General features: G+C 45.8%; 17 protein-coding genes. 11 read left to right on the top strand and 6 right to left on the bottom strand.

Annotated elements, in window-relative coordinates; all coding sequences use genetic code 11:
• Entirely contained in the window at positions 1-1,263 is a 1,263-nt protein-coding gene (locus NV381_RS34880) for an NAD(P)/FAD-dependent oxidoreductase (RefSeq protein WP_258217877.1), read from the bottom strand.
• A 224-nt stretch (positions 1,264-1,487) separates the two neighbouring features.
• Here NV381_RS34880 and NV381_RS34875 point away from each other — a divergent pair, with 224 nt between their 5' ends.
• The 5 genes from NV381_RS34875 to nadE all read left to right on the top strand — a co-directional run bounded on the left by NV381_RS34875 (position 1,488) and on the right by nadE (position 4,682).
• The gene (locus tag NV381_RS34875; RefSeq protein ID WP_258217876.1) at positions 1,488-2,465 is read left to right on the top strand and encodes a polysaccharide deacetylase family protein; all 978 of its coding nucleotides are present in this window, start codon (positions 1,488-1,490) and stop codon (positions 2,463-2,465) included.
• A gap of 74 nt (positions 2,466-2,539) precedes the next feature.
• Positions 2,540-2,671 carry a hypothetical protein gene (locus NV381_RS34870; protein ID WP_258217875.1) on the top strand — a complete coding sequence of 44 codons (132 nt, stop codon included), beginning with the start codon at positions 2,540-2,542 and terminating at the stop codon, positions 2,669-2,671.
• Positions 2,672-2,720: 49 nt separating this feature from the next.
• A complete protein-coding gene (locus tag NV381_RS34865; RefSeq protein ID WP_258217874.1) occupies positions 2,721-3,167 on the top strand; it encodes a DUF3905 domain-containing protein in 447 nt (148 codons plus the stop codon).
• 107 nt (positions 3,168-3,274) lie between these two features.
• Positions 3,275-3,709 carry a BrxA/BrxB family bacilliredoxin gene (locus tag NV381_RS34860; protein ID WP_258217873.1) on the top strand — a complete coding sequence of 145 codons (435 nt, stop codon included), beginning with the start codon at positions 3,275-3,277 and terminating at the stop codon, positions 3,707-3,709.
• A 163-nt stretch (positions 3,710-3,872) separates the two neighbouring features.
• Positions 3,873-4,682: an ammonia-dependent NAD(+) synthetase gene (nadE, locus tag NV381_RS34855; RefSeq protein WP_258217872.1), complete on the top strand. Its 810-nt coding sequence runs from the start codon at positions 3,873-3,875 to the stop codon at positions 4,680-4,682.
• A gap of 102 nt (positions 4,683-4,784) precedes the next feature.
• On the opposite strand, the gene NV381_RS34850 is transcribed toward nadE, so the two are convergent.
• Positions 4,785-5,918, bottom strand: coding sequence for a response regulator (locus tag NV381_RS34850; RefSeq protein ID WP_258217871.1), 1,134 nt, complete (start codon positions 5,916-5,918; stop codon positions 4,785-4,787).
• Between the two features lie 428 nt (positions 5,919-6,346).
• Here NV381_RS34850 and NV381_RS34845 point away from each other — a divergent pair, with 428 nt between their 5' ends.
• The 5 genes from NV381_RS34845 to NV381_RS34825 all read left to right on the top strand — a co-directional run bounded on the left by NV381_RS34845 (position 6,347) and on the right by NV381_RS34825 (position 14,440).
• Complete coding sequence (locus tag NV381_RS34845) at positions 6,347-7,360, top strand: HD-GYP domain-containing protein (RefSeq protein WP_258217870.1); 1,014 nt, start codon at positions 6,347-6,349, stop codon at positions 7,358-7,360.
• A 67-nt stretch (positions 7,361-7,427) separates the two neighbouring features.
• A complete protein-coding gene (locus NV381_RS34840; protein WP_258217869.1) occupies positions 7,428-8,048 on the top strand; it encodes a GGDEF domain-containing protein in 621 nt (206 codons plus the stop codon).
• A gap of 106 nt (positions 8,049-8,154) precedes the next feature.
• Positions 8,155-13,212 carry an S-layer homology domain-containing protein gene (locus NV381_RS34835; protein ID WP_258217868.1) on the top strand — a complete coding sequence of 1,686 codons (5,058 nt, stop codon included), beginning with the start codon at positions 8,155-8,157 and terminating at the stop codon, positions 13,210-13,212.
• 147 nt (positions 13,213-13,359) lie between these two features.
• Positions 13,360-13,767: a holo-ACP synthase gene (acpS, locus tag NV381_RS34830; protein WP_258217867.1), complete on the top strand. Its 408-nt coding sequence runs from the start codon at positions 13,360-13,362 to the stop codon at positions 13,765-13,767.
• A gap of 427 nt (positions 13,768-14,194) precedes the next feature.
• A complete protein-coding gene (locus NV381_RS34825; RefSeq protein ID WP_258217866.1) occupies positions 14,195-14,440 on the top strand; it encodes a hypothetical protein in 246 nt (81 codons plus the stop codon).
• A gap of 215 nt (positions 14,441-14,655) precedes the next feature.
• On the opposite strand, the gene NV381_RS34820 is transcribed toward NV381_RS34825, so the two are convergent.
• From NV381_RS34820 to NV381_RS34810, 3 genes are all read right to left on the bottom strand, one after another.
• Positions 14,656-15,042 (bottom strand): c-type cytochrome, encoded by a 387-nt coding sequence (locus NV381_RS34820; protein ID WP_258217865.1) that lies wholly within the window; start codon positions 15,040-15,042, stop codon positions 14,656-14,658.
• Entirely contained in the window at positions 15,039-15,611 is a 573-nt protein-coding gene (locus NV381_RS34815; RefSeq protein WP_258217864.1) for a hypothetical protein, read from the bottom strand. The genes NV381_RS34820 and NV381_RS34815 overlap by 4 nt, the downstream gene beginning before the upstream one ends.
• A 99-nt stretch (positions 15,612-15,710) precedes the next feature.
• A complete protein-coding gene (locus tag NV381_RS34810; RefSeq protein ID WP_258217863.1) occupies positions 15,711-16,574 on the bottom strand; it encodes an AraC family transcriptional regulator in 864 nt (287 codons plus the stop codon).
• A 56-nt stretch (positions 16,575-16,630) separates the two neighbouring features.
• Here NV381_RS34810 and mutY point away from each other — a divergent pair, with 56 nt between their 5' ends.
• Positions 16,631-17,776: an A/G-specific adenine glycosylase gene (gene mutY, locus NV381_RS34805; protein ID WP_258217862.1), complete on the top strand. Its 1,146-nt coding sequence runs from the start codon at positions 16,631-16,633 to the stop codon at positions 17,774-17,776.
• Here the strand turns inward: mutY and NV381_RS34800 are convergent.
• On the bottom strand, positions 17,771-18,466 hold the full coding sequence (locus tag NV381_RS34800; RefSeq protein WP_258217861.1) for a Crp/Fnr family transcriptional regulator: 696 nt from the start codon (positions 18,464-18,466) through the stop codon (positions 17,771-17,773). The two genes, mutY and NV381_RS34800, sit on opposite strands and share 6 nt — an antisense overlap.
• Positions 18,467-18,470: the final 4 nt, after the last annotated feature.

Here is an 18,470-nt window from a genome sequence, read left to right as displayed (position 1 = left end):
TTATTCTTCTAGCGACAGGGCAGCGCTTTTCCCGGCAGTATAGCCGGTTGAGAAAGCAGCTGATATATTATAGCCGCCGGTATAACCGTGTATATCCAGTATTTCACCGCAAAAATACAAGCCGCCGGTTAGCTTGGATTCCATTGTGGTAGGATCTACTTCCTTAAGGTTAACGCCGCCGCCTGTTACAAAGGCTTCTTCAATGGAAAGAGAGCCATTGGCAGCTATAGTAAATGCCTTGATGAGCTTACACATCTCCATCCATTGCTGTTTGGGGATGTTATCGTACGTAATATCTTCTTTTAGCCCAGCTTTATGTAGGATGAGAGGTATCATCCGATCGGGCAGAACGGTTTTCAGTAAATTTTTGATGGCTTTTTTAGGATTGGTTTTGGCTAGATTCAATGTGTGATCGAATACTTCCTGAAGGTTCATATCAGGCAGCATGTCCAAAGTTACAGCGATGGTGGGCACATTAAATTGTTTTAATGCTTTTACGACAAATTGACTGCAGCGCAAGGTGGCCGGACCCGAGATGCCAAAGTGGGTAAAAATCATATCTCCCTCATGTTCGATAAGTTTCTTGCCCTTGGGGTTCCAGACGGACAACGTAATATCTCTTAGAGAGAGTCCTTGCAGCTCGTTACTTCTAATAAATGGCTCATTGGAGGTAAGGGGGACTTCGGTCGGATAAAGCTCGGATATGGTATGCCCGGCTCTTTCGGCCCATGCGTAGCCGTCGCCTGTTGAACCGGTGTGGGGCACGGATTTGCCCCCGGTTGCCACAATTACCGACTTGCTGCCGATGACTTCTCCCGATTTCAAACGGACTCCGGCAGTCCGCTCATCCCTGTACAGCACCTCTTGAACAGGGCTATTTCCTCTAATGTGAACCCCCTGGCTTCGAACCTTGTTAATTAATGCATCTACAACCGTTTTGGCTTTGTCCGTTACCGGAAACATTCTTCCGCGATCCTCTTCCTTGAGCTTAATTCCCATACCTTCAAAAAAGGCAATAATATCTTTGTTGCTAAAATTAGCGAATGAACTGTACAAAAAACGACCGTTTCCGGGAATGTGCTTTATTAATTCATCCAGCTCCTTGTTGTTCGTAACATTGCAACGCCCTCCGCCGGAAATACCCAGTTTACGACCCAGCTTGTCTCCTTTGTCCAGCAATAAAACCTTTGCCCCGTGTTCGCTTGCAGCTATGCTTGCCATAAGTCCTGCAGAACCGCCGCCGATTATAATAATATCGTACATGAATAAAGCTCCTTTACAGAAAACAAAAGGTAATAAAAGAGGTTCCTTGCTTACCTGTGCGTTTTGCCGATTGATTGTACTGTACATTTTATCGTTTTTATAAGCTGTAGGCAATTTGCAGCGGCTCTTCATATTTCTCCCAGCGCAACCAGTATTCCTACAGATGCTGCAGCAGGTTCTGAAGCCATAATAATGGTACTATTCCGGCCAATGGGAGGACTGCCATGAATAAGCCGCTTCTATGGGCGTTTGCTGTTGTTTGTGCGGGTTTGATCCTTTGTTTTTCACTGTTTAAACCGGATAAATCAGAGCAGCGAGCCACCGATTCATCTGCTGGATTACAAGGACAGAGTGTGGGATTTCAGCATTATGAAACAAATAATAACGTTCACCCCGCAGCTGCAGCAGATACGGATAATGCCAATCTTGAAACAGTTCTAACTCAGCTTCAGCTTACAACTGCTCTTGCTCCAGAGGAAACGGCAATTATGGGTCCTCAACTACCCGATACTCGGGAATTGGATTACGAACAGATTGTCACCCCCAATACAACTAGTCCAGTTGAGGGGAAGGTAGCTTACCTGACATTTGATGACGGTCCCTCACAAAGCACACCTCGAATTTTACAAATTTTAAACGAGTATGAAGTTAAGGCGACTTTTTTTGTAATAGGCAAAACCTCGGAGGAAAGCAAGCGGCAGCTCAAAAATATTGTCAATCAAGGTCATGCGCTAGGCAACCATACTTTTACACATAATTACAATCAAATTTACAAATCCGCAGAAGCATTCAAAGCAGATGTCGATAGGTTGGACCGCTTTTTGGAGGAAACTGTAGGTGTTAAACCCGAGGTTCTGCGCTACCCTGGAGGGTCGAATAATCAGCTAAGCTGGCGTGCAGGAGGTCGAAATGTGATGAAAACTATTACCCGGGAAATGTCGAAACTTGGGATTTCATACTTTGACTGGAATGTAAGCTCTACGGACGCAGCTGCGCCAGTGCAGGACAAACAATCTATTATAGACTCTGTAATAAGTAACAGTGCAGGCAAATCGAAGATTATCGTACTCATGCATGATATGGATTTAAAAACCACCACCGTAGCGGCATTGCCTGCCGTCATCACTCATTTAAAAAACCAAGGATACAGGTTTGATGTATTGAGGAAAAACTCATTTACATACCAATTTTTGAAGCCTTGATTGAATTTTTTCTAGGGTACACATAATAACGTTGGACTATTAAAACTACTTTTAAGTGAAGGGAGTTAAAAACCATGGGAACCAATCAAACTTCAAACTCCAAAGAGCAGGAGCAGCAGGCTCAAAAAAATAAACAAGCTGCCTCGGCAAAGGCAGATACGGTCACGGATAAAAAGCTGGATGGTCCGAACCGCCCCTCCGTTTAAGAGGTTGTTCAAAAAACAAGGACTTATGGAATAGAAGGAGTGATGCTGGATGGACCGCAATGAGAAGGATAAATCCACGCCTGGTACCAAAGCAAGCAGTGAGGACCAGAGTGAACTGGATCCGTTTGAAATTAATTTCCTGCCGCAATTTTTGGAGGGCCGAGGGCCGAGGGAGCCGTTTGTCAATTCGCAGGGCGTAGTTATCGGGGATCATATGTATCAATCGGAAAATTCGCCGCTGCAGCAGTGGAGCAAAGAAACGGATCCTGTCGTTATGGCTGGCGATGAGTGGGTGCATCCTTTTAAGGATGTGGGGTTCCATACCGCGGAGAATCGCGATATTTTTGAGGAGGGCATTCCTCCCCAAAGCGGCATTTTTATGCACCCTGATAAAGACGTAGCTTACCCGGCCTACAATAATGAGGCGGATGGCAGCGCAGGCGATGAAGCTCCAGCCAAGGCTGCGGCTAAAACTAACAAGGCTGCAAAAGATTAAAAGGCGCTCATAGGAAAAGGCTGCTTTGCTTTCATCTCTTACCGTTGTATAATAAGAACATATGATATTTTGTAAACCCATATGTAGGTAAAAGGAGTGAAAGTATAATGTCTATGTCATTTGAGTCATACATGAAAGATATGGTTCAACCGATGCGCGATGATTTGACTCGGATTGGAGTTACCGAGCTTCGCACACCGGAAGAAGTTGTTGAAAATTTAGAGGGTTCCAAAGGAACTACCTTGGTTATTGTCAATTCCGTCTGTGGTTGCGCTGCAGGCCAGTGCAGACCAGGCGTTGCCAAAGCTTTGCAGAATGAAGTTAAACCGGATCAGTTGTTTACAGTATTTGCCGGTCAGGATAAAGAAGCAACGGCTAAAGCCCGGGAATACTTGGCTCCATATCCGCCGTCTTCTCCGTCTATCGCTTTGTTCAAAGATGGACAGCTAGTACATTTCATTCAACGCCACCAAATCGAAGACCGTTCTGCGGACATGATTGCTGCTGATTTGGTCGGAGCATTCGAAAACTACTGTAAATAAGCTTAAGCTTATTGAAACCAAGACTCCCGTCTTCAGCCGATATTATCGGTTAGACTGGGAGTTTTTTTCTATACGGAGAGCAATCGTTTTTCACACATAACTTTGCAATCTTTTTCGTCTGGATTATACTAAAAGGAAAACGAGTGGGAGAGGTGCGTTTAAGATGAGCCTGCAGCAGGAAATTATCGCTAAGCTTGGCGTGAAGCCAGAAATCAATGTAGATGAAGAAATTCGCAAAAGAGTTGATTTTTTAAAGGACTATGTGCTGAAATCAGGTGTAAACGGGCTGCTTATTGCCATAAGCGGAGGAATTGACAGTGCGGTGGCAACAGGGCTGTGCATCCAAGCGACCAATGAATTGACCGAGGAAAAAGGTAAAGAATATAAAACAGTCGGAGTATTCCAGCCGTATGGCGAACAGGTGGATATCGCAGATAGCTATGCTGTAGCGGAAGCTTTTAACTTGAAATACAAGATCGAAACGAATATTGAAGAAGCAGTGAATGAGATTGCATTAGAAGCTGAGTTCGGCTTGAAATCCATCGGCGATTCCCGCCATTTGAGCCGCGGCGGCAAAGGCAATGTGAAGGCAAGAACCCGGATGGTGCTGCAATATGCATTGGCATTTGAGCTGAATTTGCTGGTCGTAGGAACTGATCATGGATCAGAAGCAATCACCGGGTTCTTTACGAAATATGGCGATGGGGCTGTCGACATTACACCACTAAGCACTTTGAACAAGCGCCAGGTTAGGGAGCTTGCAGCCAAGCTGGGAGTACCACAGAGCGTGTTGGACAAAGCGCCGACCGCAGGGCTGTGGGAAGGTCAAACGGATGAAGCTGAGCTTGGTATTACTTATGGAGCTAACAGCGCTTATTTGGAAGGTAAGACCATTGATCCTAAGGAACAAGAGAAGCTGGAGAAGCAATACTTAAAAACGGCGCATAAGCGTGAGCCGATTCCAGGCATTTAATTCTAAAACAGACCGTGCGGCCGCACGGTCTGTTTTTTTGTGTCAATTTATTAGTTATCTCTAAAACAATCGGTTTCTCTTGCTCTTTGGAATTTTCAAGGATCAAATGGTGGAATCGGAGGTTTTTGATACTTTCCAATTTGCATACCAAGTTGAAATATGAGGTTGCGGCTCCGTTTCAAACTCCTCGTGAATCATTTTGTTCAAGGAGATAAATTGCTTTTCTACAGCAGTCCATTCCATACATTGGTCATATAATTTCATCAGAATAAAATATATTTCTTCCACATGCGGAAACAAGTATTGAATTCGGTTATACAGGATGATGGCCTCAGCTAACCTTCCTTGGTCTATCAAAAGGTGACCGACTTCAAGGGCATGTTGATACCAAAGGATCCGCAGCCTCTCGCGTTCTCCTTCCGCCCATAGGTAATCATAGTCGATCAAGTAATCCCCGCGGTATTGGTCAAGTAAATCCAGATGATAGGCAAGTGTATCGGGTGTAATCGGAACAGCTGCTTGCAGAGTGGATTCCCATTCATCGGTATCTAGCTTCATACCATTAAGCTCAATCCGGTAGCCCTTATCCGAACTTAGAATGCGAGCGTCAAGCCCCAAGTCACGCAGTGTTTTGCGAATTTGATAAATAGCTGTATACAGCTGGGTATAACCCTTCTGAGCGTCTGTATCAGGCCACAGCAGCTCAATCAGTACATCTTTTCGCACAGGATGGAAGCGCCGGTGAATCAAATATGCGAACAGCTCCTGGGCTTTCGTTGTACGCCATTGAATAGATTTGGGCTGGTCGATATCGATCTGAAGATATTGAAAGCACCGGATCGTACCTTGTGAATCGTTAGTTTTGGCAGCGGGAGCTGCTGTGAGATTGATAAGACGCCCGAGTGTGCGTGACAGTCTATCTTGCATGACGGGTTTAAGAATATAATCGATTGCATTAAGCTCGAACGCTTTGACAGCAAATTCCTCGTAGGCAGTAACGAAAACAATATTTATGAATGGCAGTCTGTTTTGCAGCTGCTCGGCAACTTCAATCCCGCTTAGTTCAGGCATATCAATATCGAGAAATACAACATCAGGCTCTTCGTCAAAAGCTGCATCGAGAGCTGCTCGGCTCGTTTGGTAGGAGCCAATGATTTCAATTTGGTTGGTTTTATTGAGCTGCCTCTCCAGATCGCGAAGCGCTAATTTCTCATCGTCAACGAGTATGGCTTTCATCTATTTGTACCTCCATAAAAGAGAGTAGGAACGGCCTGCAATTACTCCCTTGTTGTATCAGGAGTACATTAGTATAAGAATATAGGATCATAGGACCATAGGAGAATAGGGCTATAGGATCATATGAATAAAACTTGTAAGAAACAGATTCGTTTCCTTTAGGTATTATCGTATATTGACAGTAATTAAAACGTTAAATATTTCACGGAATCCAGACTTTTTCCAAATATTATCCGAAACCGGTTTTGCGGTGTTCGGATTTTTTGTTGTTGTCTATGGGATGAGAATACGCAGTTAATGGATGTTGATAACCGTGGATTCCAATATGTTCAATAATTGTTCAGAGCGCTAATGTATTATCGGAATCCTATGTGTATAAATCATTGTATTCGATGAAGCTGCGGTAAGAGCATAGGAGGGGGAGGCGAATGATCACGAGTAATGAGATGTTCTACGGTAAGCAATTGAAGCAGGATAAATTCAACCATTCCGGTATTCTCATAGTGCCGGCTAGGACGCTGCTTGGTTTGGAACAATTGCAGGTCTTAAACCAGCATGGGATTTCATTGGATGAGCACGATGTCAACGAAGGAACCGAGAGAACCGATCATAGTGCACTTGTCGACGAAAGTGTCTTGATAATTGAGGAAATTTTTCAAGAAATACGTTACACGAAACAAATTCCTTTGTTAACTATTCGAAAGCAGATATTTCCAATGATTTACCATACTACGGAGCAGCCTAACCTGTTCGGCCTCTTCGCCTGCCTACAATCCAAAGATGACTATACGTTTCGTCACAACATTGGTGTGGGAGTTATTGCAACCCTTATCGGCAGGTGGCTTGAGCTGAAAGAAAATGTGTTGTCTCAACTAACGATAGCGGCAACTCTCCACGATGTGGGTAAGCTGAAAATACCACTTGAGATACTCAATAAGCCCGATAAATTAACAACCGAGGAATTCGAGCTTATGAAACAGCATGCTTTTTTTGGTTATGAAATGATTAAGAATACAGTAGGGACAAACCAAAGGGAGGCGCTTGTTGCCTATCAGCATCATGAGAGACAGGATGGCAGCGGATATCCGTTGGGAGTTAAGGGTGATGAAATTTCGTTCTTTAGCCGAATCGTTGCAGTTGCCGATGTTTTTCATGCAATGACCTCTAAGCGGGCCTATAGAAATGCAGCACCTTTTTATGAAACCTTAAAACAAATGCATGATAATGCTTTTGGCGTTCTGGACCCCCAAATCATACGTTTGTTCATGGATAAAATTATGCAGTCTATTATTGGAAATGAAGTTTTACTAACAGACGGAAGAACAGGAACCATTGTAATGGTTAATCCCCATGATCCTCTTCATCCCTTGGTAAGCATGAGTTCAGGCTTTCTGGACTTAAGCAAACAATCCTCATGTCATATTGAACGCATACTCATCTAACTTTTAAAATAACGATCCGGTCTTATTGTAATATCAAGGCTGTTTCGGAAAGGAGCTGTAAAAGTAATTGCCGTTTGAAGGAACTTACAATTATTATCTCATCGCTCTTACGGTTGTAATTGCAATTATAGCCTCTTTCCTGGCGTTGAAATGTAATAAGCTTGAAAAAATGGCGTATACGGATGCTATGAGCGGCTTGGCGAACCGCAATGAGATGAAACGTTTTTTTGACAAGCAGAATGGAAAAGAAAGCATTGCTGTCTTATTTCTTGACTTGGACCAATTTAAGGCGATAAATGACACGCTGGGACACAACATAGGCGATTTGCTGGTTAAAGCAGTGGGAGGCCGTTTGCATAGCTTTATAACCGGAAAACAACAGGTTTTTCGAATAGGCGGGGATGAATTTTTAATCATTTCCATAGACTGCCTTCAAGATGGAGCGGAACTACTAGCGAAGCAGATTTTTCAGAAAATAAAGGAGCCTTACTTTCTCGAAGGAAATGAGCTGACTATTACGGGAAGTATCGGCATCAGCATTGGCTCTGTTCAAGGCAGCGACCACTCGATACTGTTAAAAGCAGCGGATATTGCTATGTATAGAGCTAAAGGCCTGGGTAGAGATCAGTATTATGTGTACCAAGAGGAAACGGGGATTCAAGCAGCTCAAATGGAGGAAGATGACTAACAGCCCGATTTGTTCAATTATTGTTCAGAATCATTTGCTACCATAAATTTCGTTCAAGGTAGTACGACACTAACTGACAGTGTAAAGTTTGAAAGGAGAGAATGTTTTGAGGAAGAAGTGGAGAAAAAGTAGTCTTTTGTCATTTGTATTATCTATATTTATTGTATTTAATTTGGTAACTCCTGTATTTGCTGCCGGCGGAGCAGCTGTAGGCATACAAGGAGATACATACTTCCAAGATACGGATAACTGGAACGGAAATATTACAGGCGATGGGGTGCCAACTCCCAGTGAAGAAGATTTGGATGTAGGCGGCAGCAAAATAAAAAATGGGGATGCCAAGTATCCTATCGAGTTTAAAGTAACAGGTGTTAACAAACAGCCGCAGAAAAGCGCCTATTTCCTCGTCCGCGCTCTTGATGTGGATGAATATGACGGCACCAGCAGCGCCAGCACCGGGGAATGGGACCGAGTTTATTTTTCCTCGAACCCTGCGGATATCCAATTAGGCGCTCCTTACACGGCATGGCCTACCAGCGGTAATGGTTGGAATAACGCTACGGCCAACTATAAAAAGGAATTTAAACAATCGGCCTATATCGGAGCGTTATCCGGCAATAACGATACATGGAATACTACTGTACTCAGTGTAGATCCCGCAACAATAACAGCGGATCACACCGAATACTTTGCCGGAATCTCTACCCATCACTATTATAAGGCTACTAATAGCTTTAATAGCGGGTGGGTTGTTCAAATTGACTGGGGCCAGCTTGTTATTGACGGCGGTGTCCGGGAGACTGGTGAAATAACCAAGGGCAACTTTCAGATCGTGAACGGCGTTATGAAAATTAATACAGAATTTATGCCCAAAGTGTCCGGCAACTTTGCTATGGAAGTCAGCTTGATTCGAAAAGAAATCATTGACGGAGAAGAAGTTGAACAGAATTTGGATACGGCTGTCCAACGGTTTAATGGCTCTGTGAAGGATGTAGCAAAGCCTTGGACAGGTATTTCGCTTGGGACAGGCCTTGACCCAAATAAAGAATATTTTATTAATATTTTACTGTTCGATGATCGTGGTGCTACGAAGGATAATAATAATACTGCCATTCCTATTGATCCTGGGAAAGCACAGCATATATACAGAGTATCTACATTCGATCCGCAGGTATCGGATATTACGAAGACGGGGCTCCCTCAGTACGAACCCGTAGTATTTACAGCGAATGATTTTAAGAATAAGTTTTCCAAGCTTAACAATGCCCCTAACGGAGACAATCTGACGAAGGTTCAAATCAAATCTTTGCCAGACCCTGCAAAAGGGAAACTTGTGCTCGATGACGGCACTAACCCGCCTCAGGATATCACGTCTGATCAGGAGCTCAATGTAGCCAGCGAGCTGCCTAATCTTAAATTCATCCCGGTGAGTGGCGCTTTTACTAGTAAAGCAACTTTCCTCTGGAATGGATTCGACGGAACTCAATATGCCACTTTCGATGCGAATGTGAATATTACTCCCAATTTAGCGCCAACACTTGGGAATATTACAAAAACTGCAAATAAAGGCGATACAATTAGCTTTGCACCAACCGATTTCACAGGCAAATATGTGGATACGGAAGCTCTGAATACTATTATACTCGTGACTTTACCGGATCCTGCGAAAGGGAAGGTAGTGCTTGATAACGGAGGCATACCGGTAACGGTTGCTGCTTATCAACCAATCCCTGCTACAGATCTAGGTAAACTAAAATTCATTCCTGAGCCGGGAATTACTGGAACTGTCGCTTTTGACTGGAATGCTTCAGATGGAGTCCAGTACGCTCATGAGCCGAAAACAGTTAACATTCTGATCAACAACCCGCCCGTCGTGGCAGATGTAACTAAAACAGGTCTCGCAGGAGCGGTCATTCATTTCAGCGCAGCTGATTTTTCAGTCTCCCCAGCCTACTTGGATGCAGATAATGATGACTTGGCACAAGTGAAGCTTACATTGCCTAGTAATTTCGATACTAAGGGCAAGCTGTGGTATACACCTGTTTCCAGCGCAGTCTATATCGCTCAGGGCTCGACTGTAACTATCACCAAAAGTCAGCTGAGCACATTGAAGTTTCAACCATCGGCAAGCCTGCCGAACGGCAGTACAGTCACATTTGACTGGAATGGGAATGATGGCAAGGTATTTGCAGCAGCATCTGCCCTTGTGAAAATCGCCTATAACGGCGTTCCTGTTGCCTCTGCTGTGGAGATCAGCGCGGAAGAGGGAACTCAACCGATTACAATTATTCTGAAAGGTTCCGATTTAGAGACGGTTACCGGCCTTGTATACGGGATTCAGTCGAATCCGGCTAAAGGCACACTTGTTAAGGCAACCGTGAACAATCCGGATGGAGACAAATGGATTTATACCCCGAATCCAACCTTTACAGGAACAGACAGCTTCACTTATACAGTGACGGATGGTAATGGACAAACAAGCCTGCCGGCAACTGTACAAATAGAAGTGAACAAATCGCTTGACGGATGGGCAGGCAACAAAAATCAGGGAGATCCGACCGTTGTCAAAGTTATACCTGGACAGCTCCTTCAGTTGTCAGCCGTAAGCTCGCTCAAAGCAGCTGAGGTTACAGCAACAGTTAATGGAAAACCTGTAGCCTTGACCCTTCTGAACCCAGCCACCGCTGCAAGCGACGGCTTCAAAAAATGGGGTACGGCTGCATACACACTGCCTGAAGGAACAACTCCGGGCGAATATACGGTAAGCTTCACAGCAGCAGCTGCAGATCATACTGTACTTCCTGCGGAGCCTGGCTCCAGGCTGGCAGATAATAAATTCAAGGCAGCAGAGCCGGCAGTTCTTAAGCTGAAAGCAGATCCGGAGAAAATTTTGGGTGATGGGAAGTCGACAACAAAGCTAACTGCAGTTCTAACGGATGTGCAGGGTAACCCTATTGCCAACTCAGAGGTTGTATTTAGCGCAACAGCCGGGGGATCTATTGTTGGTCCCGATCATGTTCTCACAGACAGTCAAGGTATCGCCATAGTTACCTTTAAATCCGATAAGATCAGTGGTGTAGCTGAGCGGCAGATTCCAGTTAAAGCGAATGTGCTTGATATACCGAAGGCCGTATATGCGCACGATCAAATTGCAATTACCTTCCTGCCTCCTACAATCAGCGGTGTGATCACAAAAGGAGATTCGCATCAGGCTGTCGCTGGAGCAACGGTTAGAGTGACGTTGGATATTAACGGGGACGGCAAGATTGAGCCAGGGGTCGATTTTGATCAGACGATTGTAACTCAAGCAGATGGATCTTATTCCTTACCGGTTCCTGAAGGGGACAGAGAGTACACGCTCGAATTCACCCAAACCGTAAATATCGGTGGTGTGGAAACTCCAGTAACCTATACGCAGAAAGCGGCAGTTGGAAGCGTGAACGGCGATGGGCATGACAACTTCGATTCCGAAGAAACCGTAACAGGTATTGTTCTATTCAAAAAGCAGAATGGTCAACCAAGTCTGTTCAATACGGATCTGACCAATAAAATGAAGGTCTATTTGAAGGATGCTCAAGGAAACTATATTTCTGAAGGAGACGGTAGTCCAAAAGGATTTGAACTGCAAGGTCAAGGCGTATTCAATGCTTCCGGATTAAGCAAAGGCATGGTCTACAGCTTGGAAATTCGTTATGAAATTGAGCCAGGCCAGCAAATCGTCATTAAACGGAGTACGGTACAAGTTACGGCATCGGGTGAAATGAATATTTCCCAAGAGCTGGTCGATCCTTATGGAGTGATCACAGATGCAGTAACGAAGGAGGTTATACCAGGGGCCAAAGTAACGCTGTATTATGCGGACACGCAAAGAAACAAGGATAACGGTAAAACTCCACACACAGGTGTTGTGCTGCCGGTACTTTCGGGTTTTGCACCGAATGATAATAAGAGCCCTGAACAGCTTACCGATGCAACAGGCTTTTATGCCTACATGGTACATCCGCATACGGATTATTATCTGGTCATAACCAAAGACGGCTATGTGGCGAAAACAAGCGATACAATCAAAGTTGAGACTGACTTAGTCGAATACGATGCGGAGCTTGACCCGATTCGAAGATCATCCAGCAGGTCCGGAGGATCATCTTACGTACCGGTTTCACCGGATGTAACCTTGAATCTTTCCATTGATAAAAACATTGTAAAAGAAGGCGGTCAATCGATCATTACGGTTGATTACAAAAATCAATCCAGCTCGACTTTGGAAACCGGCGTAATCTCCATTACGCTTCCTGCTGGAGCGGAGTTGGTGAACGCAAATGGCGGAACAGTTGACGGTAGAACGATTTCCTGGAACGTCAATAATCTATCTGCTGGACAAGTTGGAAGCTTTAAGGTTGATGTGAAATGGGGGCTTCTGGCAGCATCAGATGCGAATTATGATATATCGGGACAATTCATAGCTAATGGCAATGCTGCCAATGCTGTGAAGGTTGATTCGGCAGTGAAAGTCCAAGTGTTTTCAGACCGTTTCGATAATTTGAAGCATCAACGTTATATACTCGGTTATCCGAACGGCAAATTCCAACCGGATAATTCATTGACCCGTGCCGAGCTCGCTGCTATCGTGGCGAGATTGACGGAGAATGTTAAAGTAAGCGATGCTCTCTCTTATAGTGATATTAATGAGGGACATTGGGCCGCAAATTACGTTAAGATTGCAACCAAGCATGGCTATTTCAGCGGGTTTGAAGATGGAAGCTTCCGTCCTGAGGCTCAGGTATCCAGAGGGGAATTGGCAGCTGTTATGACTCGTTTCTTGAAATTGAACGTGAGTGGGTCCGGCCAATTGCATTTCACAGATACTCAAGGCCACTGGGCTGGTGACGCAATTGAAGAGCTGTACCGCGGCAAGTTCCTCTCCGGTTATCCGGACGGAACGTTCAAGCCTCAAGACAGCATTCGCAGAGTCGAAGCAGTAACCATGATCAACCGCATGCTGTACCGCGGTCCATTAAAAGGAATTGAAGCATTGTTCCCGGATGTTACGGAAAGCCACTGGGGCTTTGGAGATGTGCAGGAAGCAACCTCTTCACATGAAGCGGTCCGTGATGCAGATGGAAGCGAGACTTGGAAGAGCAAGCTCTCAGACGACGTGCAATAAACCCAGAAAATCAGCCGCGCTAGGGAAGGCGGCTGATTTTTTGTCGTATCAATCAATAGATTGATGCGGGAAAGGTTGCGTTCCACAGCTGAATTCGCTAGGATGTAACTATATTTAACGGTATAGAAACGAGGTTGCGCTATCGTTATGATCATCGGGGTCGGAACTGATTTGCTAGAGATTGCAAGAGTGAAGAAGATTATGGAGGGTACGTCCGGCGACAGGTTTGCCGCCCGTGTGCTTACGCCTGAAGAGCAGGAGCTAGCGAAGAAACGTCAGGGACGAATAGCTGAGTTTGTAGCAGGCCGATTTGCCGCGAAAGAGGCGGTCAGTAAAGCGTTAGGCTGTGGTATTGGCAAGCAAGTGTCGCTGCAGGATATTGAAATCATTCCAGACCGGCTAGGCAAGCCAATTTGCCGTGTTAGCGCTGAGGCTCTCCAGCGGTTAGAGCTAGAGTTGGAAACCACGGTCATCCATCTTAGTATTACTCATACGGAGTCTATGGCTATGGCCTATGCAGTAGTGGAATTAAGGGCGATTGGGAAGCGCGCATGATTTTTGAAGCTTAAGGCTAATTTGTATAGAAAAAAACATCCTGAACCTGCACTGAAATGCATGGTTGCTCGGATGTTTTTTTCTAATATCAGACTTATAAGTTTTCAGCGAAGCTGAAGAAGTCTGTTATTGCAAGAAAAGCTACCGTTTAGACACGAATGTATCTTCATCGAAAGGGCTTCGAATAGAAGCCCTTTCGAGAAAGATATAAGAAAGTTTAAGTGCCTTTAAGATTGAAATGTATCTTCAATGAAAGAATTTCGATCTTGAATGCACCCCATGATCAAGGGGATTTTTATATGAATAGCGGCGATTAGCCCTGGAAGATTTTGTGCGGAACGGAGAGTTCCGTTATTCCGTCTGCCGCCTCCAATTTGGGGTGATAGCGGAAGCGGAAATTCCGTTATTTTGGCCGAATGGAGCATTTATGCACAAAAACAGAGTGATAACGGAACGGGCTGTTCCTTTATCACTCTGTTTTTTGGACTTTTCAGGCGATAAAGGAACAATTACTTCCGCATTGCCCTCAACTTCCATGGATGCAGTACTGGCGTATGGTTTAGATGCAGGGGATCTCTTCGCTAAAAGTATAGAGAAGCTAACTGTACATGGAACACCTGCAGGGGAGTTCATGGCTATCAATAACGGCTCGAAGACCGGCTTAGGGAAGTAAGGAAGCGGCGCAAAGCACAGAGTAGAACAAAAGAGGGAACGGGTGTGGGATGGAGGAGCGATAGCGTCCGCCTTTGAAGCTTGTGTTCCTCCCGCTGCAAGCCTTCCATTCAAAGGAACACGACTTCAACAGCGGCCGGAATCCCATACCCGATTCCCTCCCAACGCACAAACGTAGATTGTACACCAAGGACGCCGCAAGGCGTTTTTCTTATTTTACTTCTTCTCTGCCAGCCAACTGGCCAAGGCATCTATTTCCTCAGGCTTCAGCTTGCCGCCAAAGCCCGGCATCCCATTGCCGCCGCCAGTAATCTGTTTGGTAATTTGTTCCTTGGTCAGATGGCCTCCAGCCTTCTGAAGATTGGTTTTCGGTCCAACTCTTCCTTCCAGACTATTGCCATGGCAGGATAGGCAGCTCTGCTTATACACCGACTGCACCTGCTCAGAGGCTCCTGCGAATGCCTCCGCTTGGCCACTCGCCATGTTATTCTTAGCTCCTCCGAAGGGCTGCTCGGCGTTTTTATCAACACTGCCGCACCCGGCAATAGCTGCAATAAGCAGCAGGGCTGCAGCAGCGCGTATTCCAGCTTGGTTGATTGTCATTTAGATACCTCCCGGGTTCTGGAGTTTCGGTTCCAGCTGCGTATTATCCAAGCCACGGCAATCATGCTCAGTCCGCCGAAGCCGCCAAGCAGCATCGAGGCGAAGCCGAGATACCAAACCGCTACCACGGATGTAAGCAGGAATAACCATAGGCTCATGTAGATAAGCGGCTTGCCGAGCCAAATGGCCAGCTGGGCATAGGCGATTGCCAGAACGAATGATCTTAACAGCGGTGCAAAAAACGGATCCACCGCTTGTACATACTGGAGCACGCTGACGGCTCCTATAATCATAAGCAAGGGCAGCGCTGCCTTGCCGCCCTGGTCGGCAAGCTGTCGCCATTTGCCAGAACGAAGGCTGGCAACTAGAGCATACAGGCTGGCGGCCAAAGCCAACCAGACAGTAAGCTTCTGCCACAGCTCAACGTCCTGCCATTGACCCCAAAAGCCAATGCATGAAGAAAGCACCCACTGGGTGCCCCATATATAAAGAAACACGGTGTAGGGCAGTCCCCAGCTTATATTGTTCAGCTGTAATAACTGATGTCCAGACGCTTGTCCAGTTTTCATATAACGATCACCTCATCCGCGCGAAACTGCTAAGCCGCTCACGTTTTATCACTTGGTAGCGTAGCATTTTTGAGCTGGACAAGTCAAACTTTGCAGAGGCTAATGGTGGTCCGCGACAGGCGAGAAGCGATGCTTTTTGGCATAATCACGCGGCGAGACACCGGTCACCTTTTTGAAGATTCGGCTGAAGTAGAATTCATCGGCATACCCGACGCTGCCTGCAATAGACTTTAAGCGGTAATCGGACAGCACAAGCAGCTCCTTGGCACGGTCTACACGCAGATGTGTCAAATAATCAATCGGGCTGTAGCCGATGTGTTTTTTGAACAGCCTGGAATAATGGCTCACGCTCAAACCTGCTGATTGCGCCAGACCTTCTAGTGTTAGCGACTCTTGATAATGTCCGATCATATAGTCTTGAGTCTGCTCGATGGCAGCCGTTGTGTCTCCCGATATTTTTTGCGCCCGGAAATCTTGAATCAAGGTCATGAAAAATTCCAGAAGCAATATTTTTCGCCGCATAACGGTCATATGGCCTCTGCGCTTCCACAGCAGGTCGAGCTGCTCGAATAAATAAATCAGCTGAGGGGTATTCGTTACGGTGTACATTCCATCAAGCGGGAATGGGGAGTCCGCAGAGCTGCGATAAATCCACTGTTCCTTCTCTTCATAAGTTTCCGTATAATGAAAGCGGAGGAAGTAGTATTCGAGAGGTTGCTCAGGATCGGTCTGACGCTCAACTACCATTCCCGGGCTGAAGCAAAAGAACTTCCCAGGCTCAGCAGGGTAAAGCGTACCGTTTATTGTAAATGTACCTTTACCTTTAATGATTAGCCATATGGAATGATGTTGAATCGCTCTAGGAATCTGATGCCACTGTGGGCTGCATTTTTGATGACCGACAAGCAGGATGGAAATAACCAGTTTATTCAATCTTGCCGCCAGCTCACCGGGAGTTAACATTCGACTCACTCCTCGAGGGTTAATTTCAGATTATTTTATCATATGAAGGAGAACAAATGGACACCTCAATTCAAAAACATTACTTTTCAACCCATCTGCTTACCTGGTACCGCCGCCATCGCCGGGACTTGCCTTGGCGCCGCAGCCGTAACCCTTACTATATTTGGATATCTGAAGTGATGCTGCAGCAAACGCGCGTTGATACGGTAATCCCTTATTTTCACCGGTTCATTGAACGGTTTCCGACTATGGAGTCATTGGCTGACGCGCCTGAGGAAGATGTGCTGAAGCTGTGGGAGGGACTAGGCTATTATTCGCGGGCCCGCAATCTGCAAGGGGCAATTCGGGAGGTACAGGAGCGGTATGCCGGTAAGGTTCCAGATACGCTTGAGGAAATTTCAACGCTAAAGGGAGTTGGCCCTTATACGGCCGGGGCCGTTCTAAGTATAGCCTATAACAAACCGGAGCCGGCTGTAGACGGCAATGTTATGCGTGTACTGTCGCGCTACTTTCTCATCGAAGAAGATATTATGAAGCCCAAGACGCGGAGTATTATGGAAAAGCTGGCCAAGGAGCTTATTCCTGAAGGGGCAGCGGGTGATTTCAACCAGGCCCTGATGGAGCTGGGCGCAATGGTCTGTACACCCCGTTCGCCTCACTGCCTGACCTGTCCGGTAATGGAGCATTGCTCGGCTAGAGACGCAGGTATGGAAGAAGAACTGCCTGTGAAGAAAAAGGCCAAGCCCCCTCGTCCGGAATACCGGATAGCAGCTATTATTGAAGGCAGCGGTGACAATGCCGGTAAAGTGTTAATCCGGCAGCGGCCGCAGGAAGGACTTCTTGCACGAATGTGGGAACTGCCTCATGCAGAGGTGCCTTTTACTTATGAAGCCCAGGAGCAGACCGTTCTGCAAGCCATACCGGCATCCATAAGCTTGTTGACGGATCAGCTGGCAGAAGAAACGATAGGTGTGTGCCCGGAACGCTGGTTTATGAAGGCCGAGCACACATTTAGTCACATACATTGGGATATGCAGGTCGTTGTTTGCAGCCTGGAGCCGTCCGTGCTGTCTACAAGCTCAGGCATGCTTATGCCTTCTCGTTATCAATGGGTGGATTCGTCGATGATGGAGCAGTTTGCTTTTCCTAACGTGTTCTTAAAGCTGTTGAACCGCTATTTTCAAGAAAAGCAAATGTCATGAGGTAGGAGGGGGGAACAGCTTTCTCATTGCTTCCAGATTATTAATGTAAATCATCTTTTTCTGAATCGTAATGATCTGATCCTCCTGCAGCTCCTGCAGTACCTTGGTAACTGATTCTCTAACGGTTCCGGCCAGGTTAGCCAACTGTTGGTGGGTCAGCTTCATGTTGATCATCAAATTGCCCTGCTTGATAACACCGTGCTCCTCAGCCAATCGGTGAACGACTTTAATGATACGCATCCTGACATCGAGAAAGGTTAGGTCGTAGATTTGCTCATTGGCTTTGCGCAGTCGTTCCATAGTTGCTTCGAGTAGTCTCAGGCTAAGCTTGGGTGTTCGTTCTAGAAATTGGTAAAATTCTGAGCGGACCAAGGTGTAGATTGTGCTTGTCTCAAGAGTTTCAGCAGTGGCTGAGCGAGTTAATCCTTTTTGGATCAGGGACATCTCACCGAAAAAATCACCATCACGGAACAAAGCAAGAATAATTTCTTTTGCATAATCGATTCGATAAATTTTGACGACACCTGATTCAATCAGAAAAAACTCATCCCCCAAGTCGGCTTCAAAAAATAAGATCGTGCCTTTCTTGAAAGTGCGTTCTACGAACAATGGGGCAATGGCTTCCAACTCACCAGTCGTTAAATCTTGAAAAATCGGGACATTCTGTAATAAAGGTACAAGGTTACGCATAAAG

The organism is Paenibacillus radicis (ex Xue et al. 2023) (assembly GCF_024722015.1).
Lineage (GTDB): Bacteria > Bacillota > Bacilli > Paenibacillales > NBRC-103111 > Paenibacillus_S.
This window is presented reverse-complemented; position numbering and strand designations above follow the sequence as displayed.

Excerpts from the sequence above, each read along its gene's own strand:
- NV381_RS34860 (WP_258217873.1), top strand. The coding sequence starts at position 3,275 with ATGTCTATGTCATTTGAGTCATACATGAAAGATATGGTTCAACCGATG.
- NV381_RS34850 (WP_258217871.1), bottom strand. The coding sequence starts at position 5,918 with ATGAAAGCCATACTCGTTGACGATGAGAAATTAGCGCTTCGCGATCTG.
- NV381_RS34820 (WP_258217865.1), bottom strand. The coding sequence starts at position 15,042 with ATGACAATCAACCAAGCTGGAATACGCGCTGCTGCAGCCCTGCTGCTT.
- NV381_RS34865 (WP_258217874.1), top strand. The coding sequence starts at position 2,721 with ATGGACCGCAATGAGAAGGATAAATCCACGCCTGGTACCAAAGCAAGC.
- nadE (WP_258217872.1), top strand. The coding sequence starts at position 3,873 with ATGAGCCTGCAGCAGGAAATTATCGCTAAGCTTGGCGTGAAGCCAGAA.
- NV381_RS34800 (WP_258217861.1), bottom strand. The coding sequence starts at position 18,466 with ATGCGTAACCTTGTACCTTTATTACAGAATGTCCCGATTTTTCAAGAT.
- NV381_RS34815 (WP_258217864.1), bottom strand. The coding sequence starts at position 15,611 with ATGAAAACTGGACAAGCGTCTGGACATCAGTTATTACAGCTGAACAAT.
- mutY (WP_258217862.1), top strand. The coding sequence starts at position 16,631 with ATGGACACCTCAATTCAAAAACATTACTTTTCAACCCATCTGCTTACC.
- NV381_RS34870 (WP_258217875.1), top strand. The coding sequence starts at position 2,540 with ATGGGAACCAATCAAACTTCAAACTCCAAAGAGCAGGAGCAGCAGGCT.
- NV381_RS34825 (WP_258217866.1), top strand. The coding sequence starts at position 14,195 with ATGCACAAAAACAGAGTGATAACGGAACGGGCTGTTCCTTTATCACTC.
- NV381_RS34810 (WP_258217863.1), bottom strand. The coding sequence starts at position 16,574 with ATGTTAACTCCCGGTGAGCTGGCGGCAAGATTGAATAAACTGGTTATT.
- NV381_RS34845 (WP_258217870.1), top strand. The coding sequence starts at position 6,347 with ATGATCACGAGTAATGAGATGTTCTACGGTAAGCAATTGAAGCAGGAT.
- acpS (WP_258217867.1), top strand. The coding sequence starts at position 13,360 with ATGATCATCGGGGTCGGAACTGATTTGCTAGAGATTGCAAGAGTGAAG.
- NV381_RS34880 (WP_258217877.1), bottom strand. The coding sequence starts at position 1,263 with ATGTACGATATTATTATAATCGGCGGCGGTTCTGCAGGACTTATGGCA.
- NV381_RS34875 (WP_258217876.1), top strand. The coding sequence starts at position 1,488 with ATGAATAAGCCGCTTCTATGGGCGTTTGCTGTTGTTTGTGCGGGTTTG.